Genomic DNA, 10,184 nt, shown 5'->3' on the forward strand with positions numbered 1-10,184 from the left:
ACCTTTGTCGCCGAAGCGCTGACAGCTGATGGCGCATCGCTCGGACGCTGGACCTGCACGCCGTCAGCACGTCTTCAGCCGTTTGTCGCGGCGCTTGGCGAAGATGCAGGACGCGTCGTTGTCACGACTGGCGGCATTATGGCCGCCGATGGCGACTCCTGGCGCGAGGTGGCGCGTGTCGCGACCGACCTGGAGGCGTTCTGGGATTTCTGGCAGCGGGACATCCTGCCCGACCTGTTGCGGCTGGTTGAGGAGTCCGGTGCGCAAGCCAACCATCAGCCGTTCTTCGGCGAACTGCTCGCGGAGGTCTCAGTCAGCGAACCAAACGAGCGGCTCGGCGTACGCGAGGAGAACGATTCAGCGGCCGAGGCGCTCGCCGAGGATATCTACTTCACAACACTCGACGCCATCGAGCTGTTCGGCCAGCGCACGAACGGCGACACGCTGAGCGCACCGGGACCAATCATCCCGATCGTCCGTGTTGCTTCCAATGCCGCGCCGTCCGCCAGGATCACCCTGCGCGCGGCACCAACACAGCCAACGTTGCCACTGGCAAACCTGCGCGTGAGCGAAGTGACACTCTTCGATGGTGAGCTAGCGGTCGCTATCGACGCCGAGATCGACGGCAACACTGCTCCAACTCTCGACCGCCTGCGCGCGCTGGCCAGCATGGACCTTGTGGGCGATCCATCGCTACGCGCAAGCGTGCGCCTCGCTGGTGAGAGCGTGTCACTCCGCCTGCCACTCGTCGCGCCGTTGGTCGCTTCAGGCAGCGATGATCGACCGCCGATGACGGAGAATATCCACGGCGACCGCGTTGTCGACATCACCGCCGGTCTGGCTGCCGCGCCGGAGATCAGCGCCTGGATCGAGGATGCGTCGTATCAGGGTCGACCGCTTCCGGCGCTGGCTCTTCAGGCATCGACACCAGGACGGCTGCACTCCATCGTCAAATCGGCAATTTTCAAGCCGACCTACCTGATCGTCTCCCGCCATCACGCCAACGAGATATCCAGCACCAACGCCGCGTTCCAGCTCGCCTGGCTCTGCGCGCACGACCCGGAGTGGCGACGCTATCTTGATGCGGTCAACATCGTCGTGCTGCCGTATGAGAACCCGGACGGCGCGGCGCTGCATGCCCGCTTGGCCAGCTTTCCTGAGGCCGCCACGTGGAAGCATCACCCGGCGCGATACAACGCGCTCGGCTACGAGTACGGCGCGGATCATCTCGATCCCGACACACGCTTTGGTGAGGCACGAGCGCGCGGGTCGATCTGGCGTCGCTGGCTACCGGACGTTATCGTCGACAACCACGGCGTGCCGTCGCACGAATGGGTGCAGCCGTTCGCCGGCTTCGGCTCGCCGCCGCGCTTCCGCGTGTCGTACTGGATCGTGCAGGCGCTGCTCTACGGCATCGCGTCCTATGTCGACGGACCGGACAACGAGGACCAGCGTGCGTCGGTCGCCGCGCTGCAACAGGCAGTTTCGGCGATGGTGCGCGATACCGACATCGGCGAATGGAACCGGATCTACGGCGCAAGCTATCGCGAGTGGGGTCAGTCGCGCCAGCCGGATCGCTTCCCCGGCGAATTCCACGACGACATGCTCTGGCACATCGCCGCTGTCGATGGCGACTCGCCACGCCGTGGATTCCACCTGCGCTACCCACGCACGACCGTTCTCTCCTGGGTGACAGAGGTGAACGACGAAACAGCCGAAGGCGAGCATCTGGAGCTCGTCGCCCGCGCACACCTGCTGGCGAACAAGGCAACGCTCGACCTGCTCTCCTCCGCCGCCACCGCGCCGACATTGCGGGCCGCGCGAAACACAGACGGCACCACCACCTGGCAGGATCGGCCGCCAGCGGCCACTGCGGTTGGGCGGCTCGCGGATGATCAGGCTGGGTAGCGGGTGGGCCGCGTAACGCTGGGCATTCCTTACACGTCAGGTTGTTGACTTATCACGAGCCGCGCCCGGTCTATGTAGGGGCGTATCGCATACGCCCGGCCAGGTCCACGACCACGTCGGAGCGTGTCAATCGGTCAGGTAGGCGTTAGCTCGGGTGGGTGTCAGACACGCGATCGCCACTTACCTGGCCCCCGCCAATCTGGCCGGGCGTATGCGATACGCCCCTACATTTTAGCGGCATCCGTCCGTCCCGCGCGCCGTCCCGCTGAACGAGACACTGCCCGGTCCCCTTGACAAATGAAACTAATGACGTTAGTATACATACTAATGATCGTAGTCACTCTGGAAGGGCACTCACGTGATCACCACTCACAGCAACAACCTGATTCAGCTCACACGCTGGCCACTGCTGTTCCCGGTCAACGTCTATCTCGTTCGTGAAGATGATGGCTTCACGCTGATCGACACTGGCGTCTGGCGGGGCGGCGACGATCCTGAAGATCGCGCGTCAGCACGGCGGCGAGATCGTGCGGATCGCGCTAACGCACGCTGACTCCGACCACGTTCTCGGGCTGGATGCGTTGCGCAAGGAATCGCCGGATGCCGAGATCCTGATGACCGCGCGCTCGGCCCGTCGGCTGACCGCGACCGCTCGGTCGATCCCGAAGAAATGCACGGCGGGAAGACGAAGCTCGGTGGCGGCAACGTCCAGAAGACAACCCCGACCTGGCTGCTGTCGGACGGCGACCGCGTCGGCTCGCTCGAGGTAGTTGCATCTCCGGGCCACGCGCCGGACCAGATCGCGTTCTACGACCATCATGATGGTGCGCTGATCGCCGGAGACGCGTTCCAGACGCGCGGCGGGATGGCGGTGTCAGGCGTCGTGCGCCCGACGTTCCCATTTCCGGCCTGGTCGACCTGGGACAAGGCGCTCGCGCATGATTCGGCGCGGCGCTTACGGGCGCTGAACCCAACCCGGCTGGCTATCGGGCACGGCGATGTCCTGGAGCAGCCACAGGCGGCGATGGATGCGGCAATTGAAGAGGCTGCGCGCCGTGTCAACTAGCCGACAGGAAAGCGCGCGGCGCACGAGACGCGGCCTCGATCACGCGACGGTCATTCAGTCAGCGGCGGAAATGCTGGACTCCGCGCCAGATAGCGACATCACGCTGGCGAGTCTGGCGCAGACCCTTGGCGTCCGCGCGCCGTCGCTCTACAACCACATCGAAGGACAGGAGGGGCTCCGACGCGGTTTGGCACTGCTGGGAGTACAGGAGCTGGGCGAGCAATTGGCTCGTGCTGCCATTGGCAAGGCGGGCGAGGACGCGCTGCGGGCCATCGCCGACGCCTACCGGACGTTCGCGCTACGGCGACCCGGTCTGTACCGCTCAACCATCCGCGCGCCCGATGCCGATGACGTCGAGCTGCTGGCTGCCGCAGATGAGGTGCTGGAGGTGTTGCGGCTGGCGATGGGACCGTTCGGCCTGACCGACGACGAGCAGATCCACGCAATTCGCGGACTGCGCAGCATCGCGCACGGCTTCGTCAGCATCGAGCTGGGCGGTGGCTTCGGGTTGCCGTTCGACCTCGATACGAGCTACCAGCGGCTCGTTGACGCGTTCATCGATGGCCTGGCTGCTCGTCGTCAGGGCTGAAGTTCGGCGACGAGCGCCGGGAGCATCTCGTCCATTTCGGCGATCAGCGTCGGCACGCCGTCCGGCAAGTCCACCCAGCTGAAGCGAAACAGGATGCGGCTCTCCTCGCCCTCCGACGGTTCCTCTTCCCAGTGATCCCATTCGTTGGCGGGCGTCCCACTGCAGCGCAGGTGGAAGTAGTAGCGTTCGTGGATCTCCGGCTTGCCGTGCGGGTGGCAATCGTATTCAGCAACTCCGAGGAAGCGCACGAGGGTCAGGTCAGGCAGACCGGTCTCCTCCTGCGCCTCACGCAGTGCGGCGAGATCGAGCGGTTCGTCGTGCTCAACCGTCCCGCCGGGGACCTGAATGCCCGCTTCCGGATGCTCTGGCTGACGGAAGATCAACAGGCGCGAGCCATGGGTGATGTAGGCCAGGACCTTGCGCTTCCTCGGAAGATTCGCTCCGTCGATGCAGACTTGCCTCACGTCGTCGGCTTGCCCCAGCCGCCGCCGCCGGGCGACTGGATCGACAGGCGATCCCCTGGCTGGGCCGCGAAGCGGATCTTGCCCGGTAGCGGCTGATCCTCGCCGTTGCGTCGCAGGATGTTGGCCCCGCGCTCGCCGTCCGCGCCGCCCTGCAATCCCCACGGCGCGAGGCGGCGGCGCTCGGTGAGCAGCGTCACTTCCGCCTCGACCTCGAACGCGATCTCGCGGACCAGACCGTCGCCGCCCCGCGACGATCCGGCTCCGCCCGACCCATCGCGCAAGCGATATTCGGTGATGCGCATCGGGTAGGCGAACTCGAACGCCTCAACCGGCGTGTTGAGCGTGTTGCTCATGTGGACGTGGACGCCGGAGAGTCCGTCAAGACCGGGCCGCGCGCCCATGCCGCCGCCCATCGTCTCGTAGTAGGCGAACGGGCGGTCGGTGCGCGAGTCCAGACCACCGGCGGTCACGTTGTTCATCGTGCCCTGGCTGGCGGCCGGGATGATGTCCGGCAGCGCCTGCGCCAGCGCGCCGAAGATCGTGTCGGTGATGCGTTGCGATGTCTCGACGTTCCCACCGGCGACCGGACGTGGCGGACGCGCGTTGACCACCGTGCCGAGCGGCGCGATCACCGTCACCGGCGCGAAGGTGCCGTGGTTCGACGGCGCATCGTCCGGCATCAGGCAGCGCACGACATAAAACGACGCAGACTTGGCTACTGCCGCAACGGCGTTGATGCTGCCGCGCGACTCCGGCGCGGTGCCGGTGAAATCGACGGTCAGCTCGCTACCGGCGACCGTCAGCGTGACGACGATCTGGATCGGTTCGTCGACGATGCCGTCGTCGTCGAGCGCGTCGGTGAAGGTGTAGACGCCGTCGGGAATCTGCTCGATCGTCGCGCGAGTGATGCGCTCGCCGTAGGCGATGAGCGCGTCGATGTGCGCGTCCAGCGTCGCCAGACCGGCGCGCTCGACCAGCTCCTGGATGCGTCGCGCGGCTGTGCGGTTGGCAGCGACCTGCGCGGTCAGGTCGCCGCGGCGCTCGTCGGGCGTGCGCACATTGCGCAGCAGCAGCCGCAGCGCTGCCCGGTTCGGCGCGCCGCCCTCCCAGAGCTTGATCGGCGGGATGATGATGCCCTCCTGATAGATCTCGGTCGCGATCGGCATCGAGCCGGCCGAGATGCCGCCGATGTCGGCGTGGTGAGCGCGGTTCGCCGCGAACCCGGCCAGGACTCGCTGGTCGCCATCTGTCACGAAGAGCGGCGAGATCAGCGTCACATCCGGCAGGTGAGTGCCACCGAGGTAGGGATCGTTCAGCGCGATGACATCGCCGGGCAGAAACTCGTCGAACTCGGAAAGCGCCGTGGCGACTGACTCGGGCATCGAGCCGAGATGCACCGGAATATGGGCCGCCTGCGCAACCAGCCGACCGTCGCGGTCGAACAGCGCGCAGGAGAAATCGCGGCGCTCCTTGATGTTCGGCGAGTAAGAGCTGCGCGTCAGGACAGCGCCCATCTCCTCGGCAATCGCCGCGAGTGCGCTGCGGAAGATCTCCAGACTGACCGGGTCGACGATTGGGGTGCTATCGACGGGCTGGGACATCTAGCGAACTCCTTCGGCTGGTGCGGGGGATACGAGGGTGGTCGGATATTCAGCGGAGAGGTGTGACTCCGGCAGTCTCCTCTGCGTTTGATTCAGGCGAGCGGGTGGGAGATTTCTCACTGCGGTTCGAAATGACAGGAGAACTGGGTGGCTGCCGTCCAGACACTTTGCGTTGAATGGTGCAGTGAGCGGGCTTTCAGTGCCAGCACGTCGGGCAGTACGCTCCGGCAGCCACCCTCGAAACCTGTCATTTCGAACCGCAGTGAGAAATCTCCCACCCGTCCGACTCGTTCCAACGTGGAGGAGAGACAGGACAAGGGAACGGCTATCGGGCCGGATTGTTCGACGTGCCGGCACCGACAGAACGCTCACGCCGTGCCCCCCGCTCGCTCAATGACCAGGTTGCCGACGACATCAGCAGCGGCACGCCAGCTGGGCGGGATGACGAGCGTCGTGTCGTACTGGGTGACGATCGCCGGGCCGTCGATCGTCTGCCCCGCCGTCAGGGTGGCACGCTCGTAGATCGGCGTAGTGATCGCCTGCGGCACACCATCGACGCCGAAGACGACGTTGCGCCGTTCGGCTGGGGTAGCCGGAGTGGCGTCGCCTGGTTCGCTGCGCGTGAGCTCCGGTGGGGTCGCGACGCCTCTGGCTTTGACGCGGACGTTGACGATCTGGACGCGCTCGCCCGGGTCGCTGTAGCCGAAGCGCCGCTCGTGCGCCTGATGGAACGCCTCTATCGCGCCGCGCAGATCGCCCTCGTACGGCACAACCAGCTCGTAGGACTGGCCGATATAGCGAATGTCCAGCAGGCGTTCGATCTGGATCTGATCGGTAGCGACGCCCTCAGACAGCAGATCGGCTCGACCGGTTTCGGACAGCTCGCGGAAGACTGGCTCGATCGCGGCCTCGGCGGAGTCGTCCTCGACCATGACGGTGCGGACGTAGTCCTTGAGGACATCGGCGGCCAGCATGCCGAGCGCGGACAGCACACCCGGTGTCGCCGGGGCCAGCACGCGCGGAATGCGCAGCACGTCGGCCAGCTCGCAGGCGTGCAGCGGGCCAGCGCCACCGAAGGCGACCAGCGCGAAGCGGCGCGGATCGTGGCCGCGCTCGACTGAGATGACCCGGATTGCCGCCTCCATGTTGGCGTTGGCCACGCGGATGATGCCGAGCGCGGCTTCCTCGATGCTGGTGTCGAGGCGCTGCGCGACTGGCTCAATCGCCGCTCGGGCGGCGGTGACATCAAGCGTCATCGTCCCCCCGAGGAAGCGATCCGGAATAAGCCGTCCGAGCGCGACATTCGCATCGGTGACGGTTGGCTCAGTGCCGCCGTTGCCGTAGGCAGCCGGTCCAGGGACAGCGCCGGCCGATTGCGGACCGGCCCGCAACGCGCCGCCCAAATCGAACCAGGCGATGCTGCCACCGCCCGCGCCGACGGTATGGATGTCGATCGTGGGCAGCCGCGTCGGGTGACCGCCGATGCGGCCGTCGGTCGTCTCAGTTAGCGCGCCGTCGATCAGCGCTACGTCAGTCGATGTTCCGCCCATGTCGAACGAGATGATCTGGTCGATGCCCGACGCCGCAGCTACGAACGCTGCGCCGACGACACCGGCGGCCGGGCCCGACAGGAGCGTGCGAGCCGCCTCGCGTCGCGCGGTCGCGGACGAGATAGAGCCACCGTTGGATTGCATGATGCGCAGCGGCGTTGAGTCCGGCAGGGCGGCTTCGAGCCGGGCGAGGTAGCGGTCCATCAGCGGCGCAACGTAGGCGTTCAGCACGACCGTGCTTGTCCGCTCGTACTCGCGGAACTCCGGCAGCACCTCGGATGACGCCGACACGTGCAGTCCGGCGGCGCGGGCCGCCTCAGCGACAATCTGCTCGTGGGTCGGATTGGCGAACGAGAACAGCAGGCAGATGGCGACCGATTCGGCCTTGGCGTCAACCATAGCCTGCACGGCGGCTACGACCGAATCGGCGTCCAGCGGCGTGATGATGCCGCCACGCTCGTCGAGCCGCTCGCCGACCTCGACACGCAGATCGCGGGGCACCAGCGGCTCCTCGCGGGTGACGCGCAGGTCGTAGAGCTTCGGACGCGTCTGCCGCGCGATCTCCAGCACATCGCGGAACCCGGCAGTGGTGATTAACCCGGTGCGCACGCCTTTGCGCTCCAGCACCGCGTTGGTCGCGACGGTCGAGCCGTGGACGAGTGCGGCCAGCTGGTCGAGGGCGTCGAGGTCGCGAAGCCCCTGAACAATCGCCTCATCTGGACTACCCGGCGTCGACAGGACCTTGTGGACGTGGATGCCGTTGGCATCAATCACGACGAAATCGGTAAAGGTTCCGCCGGTGTCGACACCGACGAGGACTGCCCTGGCTGACATATCGCTCATTGAACCTGTCTGTCCATTTCTCCACGGTCGCGGTCGTGCGGCGGTCAAGTCCGCTGATTGTAGTGCAGCGTTTGCCGCCTGTTCTGCGGGAATCCCGCGCACGCACTACAATGCCCTGTCGTGAACGACTCACCACGGATCTGCTACGCCGGAACGTACGAGCGCGACTACCCGCGCAATCGCATTGTGATCGACGCGCTGCGCGAGGCTGGCGTGCGCGTTGAAGAAATGCACGCGCCGGTGCTGGAGCTTTGGCGTGACAAGAGTGCCTTGCGTTGGGTCGGGCTGCTGATGCTGCCGATCCGGATGCTGGCTGCGTACCTGTGGCTGATCCCGCAGGTCATCGGGCACCTGCGCAAGAGTGATGCGCTGATGATCGGATACGTCGGGCAGGGCGATATGCTCGTCCTCGGCCCGCTTGCGCGGCTCTGCCGGCGCCCGGTGATCTTCAATCCACTGGTGACATTGACCGACACGATTGTTGAGGACCGCGGGCGGTTTGCGGTCGGCTCGCTACCGGCGCGGATCATTGCGTTGATCGATCGGCTGGCGTTGCGGCTGGCGACAGTTGTGCTGGCTGATACCGACGAGAATGCAGCCTACATGTCCGAGCGATTCGGCGTGCCGACCACGCGCATCGTCGTCGTGCCGGTCGGTGCGGACGAATCGGTCTTCTTCCCGGCTGCGTCGCAACGGACACACGCGAGCCAGCTCGATGTCCTGTTCGTCGGCAAGTTCATCCCGCTGCACGGCGTCGAGACGATTATTCGCGCGGCGGCTTTGCTGGAGCAGCGCGGCGTGGACGCGCGGATTGAGCTGGTTGGGACGGGCCAAACGTACTCGGCGGCGCGGGTGCTGGCCGCGAGGCTGAGCGTGCGGAATATTGTGTGGACGAATTGGATACCCTTTGAGCACCTCGGCGCGCGGCTCCGTGCCGCAGATGTCGTGCTGGGCGTGTTTGACGGCGGAGCGAAAGCAGCGCGCGTGGTCCCGAACAAGGTCTATCAATCGACCGCCTGTGGGGTTGCGACGATCACCCGGCGCTGCGCCGCGGTCGAGCGCTACCTGCCCGACGACAAAGACGCCGTCCTGATCCCACCCGATGATCCCGATGCATTGGCTGCCGCAATTGCGCGATTGCAGGATGCAGATGCGCGTGCGCGCATCGCAGCCGGAGGCCGTTCCGCATTTGAGGCACACGCCTCGTTGGCAGCGATCTCGCGGTCGCTCTGGCCGGTCGTCGATCTGGCACGGACGAGGGGGCGCGCGTGGCGCGATCGCGACTGATCGTGCCAGTCGTCTTCTGGCTGGCGCTGGTCGGCGCGCTGATCGCACTCTGGCTGTCCGGGCAGGCAGCTGGAGCCTGGGAGCATGTGCGAGGCGCGCACCACCTGCCGCTGCTGGCCGTAATCGCCTGCGGCATCGCGCTCCCGCTGGTCCATGCTGTGCGCTGGTGCGTGCTGATGGAGGCGCTCGACGCCGAGGTGCCGGTCGGCTTGGCGGCCGATGTCACGGTCAGCTCGTCGCTGGTCAATTACGCCGGTCCCGGCTTCCTCGGCGCGCCGGCCAAAGCCTTCCTCGCCAACCGCGCCGCCGGTGCGCCATATGGCAAGACGATCCTCTCGATGGCGTTTGAGCAGGGGCTCGACTTCCTCGTGCTGCTGGTCGGCTCGATCCTGGCCCTGCTGCTGATCGGCCCCGGCCCATTCATGGACGCGGTCGCCGGCTACGGCCAGACGGCGCGATTGGCGCTGGTCATCGGGGCTATTGCGCTTGTGGCGGTCCTCGTGCTGGTGGGTCGCGATCGCATGCGGCGCGGCGTGGCGCGGATTCGTGAGGCGTTCGCCGCCATCGGTTCGCGGATCAATCGCCCGGCGGTCGCCTGGTGCACGGCGACGCTCTGGCTGCTGCAGGCAGCCGTCATCGCCAGCCTGCTCTGGGCGCTCGGCATGAGCCTGTCGCTGACTGCGGTGCTATCGCTGTCGACGATCCCGCTGCTGCTCGGCCAGATCGTGCCGCTGCCTGGTGGGCTGGGTGTTCGCGAGGCCGCGATGGTCGCGCTGGCCGTGCCGGTTGGGATGAGTAGCGGCGAGCTGCTCGGCTTCGCCATCCTGCAGCGCGTGCTGCTGGTCGTCGCGCTGCCGGTCGCGCTGCTGGCCGTGC

At 66.5% G+C, this 10,184-nt stretch carries 8 protein-coding genes and 1 pseudogene; 6 read left to right on the plus strand and 3 right to left on the minus strand.

Annotation, left to right across the window (positions count from 1 at the left end; all coding sequences use genetic code 11):
- The 4 genes and pseudogenes from M9890_14325 to M9890_14340 all read left to right on the plus strand — a co-directional run.
- Positions 1 to 1,908 (plus strand): M14 family metallopeptidase (locus M9890_14325; GenBank protein ID MCO5178128.1); only part of this gene is annotated, 1,908 nt, incomplete at its 5' end.
- Between the two features lie 358 nt (positions 1,909 to 2,266).
- Complete coding sequence (locus M9890_14330; GenBank protein ID MCO5178129.1) at positions 2,267 to 2,461, plus strand: hypothetical protein; 195 nt, start codon at positions 2,267 to 2,269, stop codon at positions 2,459 to 2,461.
- A pseudogene (locus tag M9890_14335) lies at positions 2,436 to 2,974 on the plus strand (MBL fold metallo-hydrolase). The gene M9890_14330 and the pseudogene M9890_14335 overlap by 26 nt, the downstream one beginning before the upstream one ends.
- Positions 2,964 to 3,563: a WHG domain-containing protein gene (locus tag M9890_14340; protein MCO5178130.1), complete on the plus strand. Its 600-nt coding sequence runs from the start codon at positions 2,964 to 2,966 to the stop codon at positions 3,561 to 3,563. The pseudogene M9890_14335 and the gene M9890_14340 overlap by 11 nt, the downstream one beginning before the upstream one ends.
- Here the strand turns inward: M9890_14340 and M9890_14345 are convergent.
- From M9890_14345 to M9890_14355, 3 genes are all read right to left on the minus strand, one after another.
- Positions 3,554 to 4,027, minus strand: coding sequence for an NUDIX domain-containing protein (locus M9890_14345; GenBank protein MCO5178131.1), 474 nt, complete (start codon positions 4,025 to 4,027; stop codon positions 3,554 to 3,556). The genes M9890_14340 and M9890_14345 overlap by 10 nt on opposite strands.
- The gene (locus tag M9890_14350; GenBank protein MCO5178132.1) at positions 4,024 to 5,628 is read right to left on the minus strand and encodes a hydantoinase B/oxoprolinase family protein; all 1,605 of its coding nucleotides are present in this window, start codon (positions 5,626 to 5,628) and stop codon (positions 4,024 to 4,026) included. Before M9890_14350 ends, M9890_14345 begins: the two co-directional genes overlap by 4 nt.
- Positions 5,629 to 5,996: 368 nt before the next feature.
- Positions 5,997 to 8,021 (minus strand): hydantoinase/oxoprolinase family protein, encoded by a 2,025-nt coding sequence (locus M9890_14355; protein MCO5178133.1) that lies wholly within the window; start codon positions 8,019 to 8,021, stop codon positions 5,997 to 5,999.
- Positions 8,022 to 8,141: 120 nt separating this feature from the next.
- On the opposite strand from M9890_14355, the gene M9890_14360 reads away from it, so the two are divergent.
- Positions 8,142 to 9,308, plus strand: a complete 1,167-nt coding sequence (locus M9890_14360) for a glycosyltransferase (GenBank protein MCO5178134.1) — start codon at positions 8,142 to 8,144, stop codon at positions 9,306 to 9,308.
- A partial coding sequence (locus M9890_14365) for a flippase-like domain-containing protein (GenBank protein MCO5178135.1) occupies positions 9,290 to 10,184 on the plus strand: 895 nt, incomplete at its 3' end. The genes M9890_14360 and M9890_14365, both read left to right, overlap by 19 nt.

This window comes from Thermomicrobiales bacterium, from assembly GCA_023954495.1.
In the GTDB taxonomy this organism is placed as follows: Bacteria; Chloroflexota; Chloroflexia; order Thermomicrobiales; family CFX8; genus JAMLIA01.

Bases quoted from the DNA above. Each gene is read 5' to 3' on its own strand.
- M9890_14350 (MCO5178132.1), bottom strand. From the start codon at position 5,628: ATGTCCCAGCCCGTCGATAGCACCCCAATCGTCGACCCGGTCAGTCTG.
- M9890_14355 (MCO5178133.1), bottom strand. From the start codon at position 8,021: ATGAGCGATATGTCAGCCAGGGCAGTCCTCGTCGGTGTCGACACCGGC.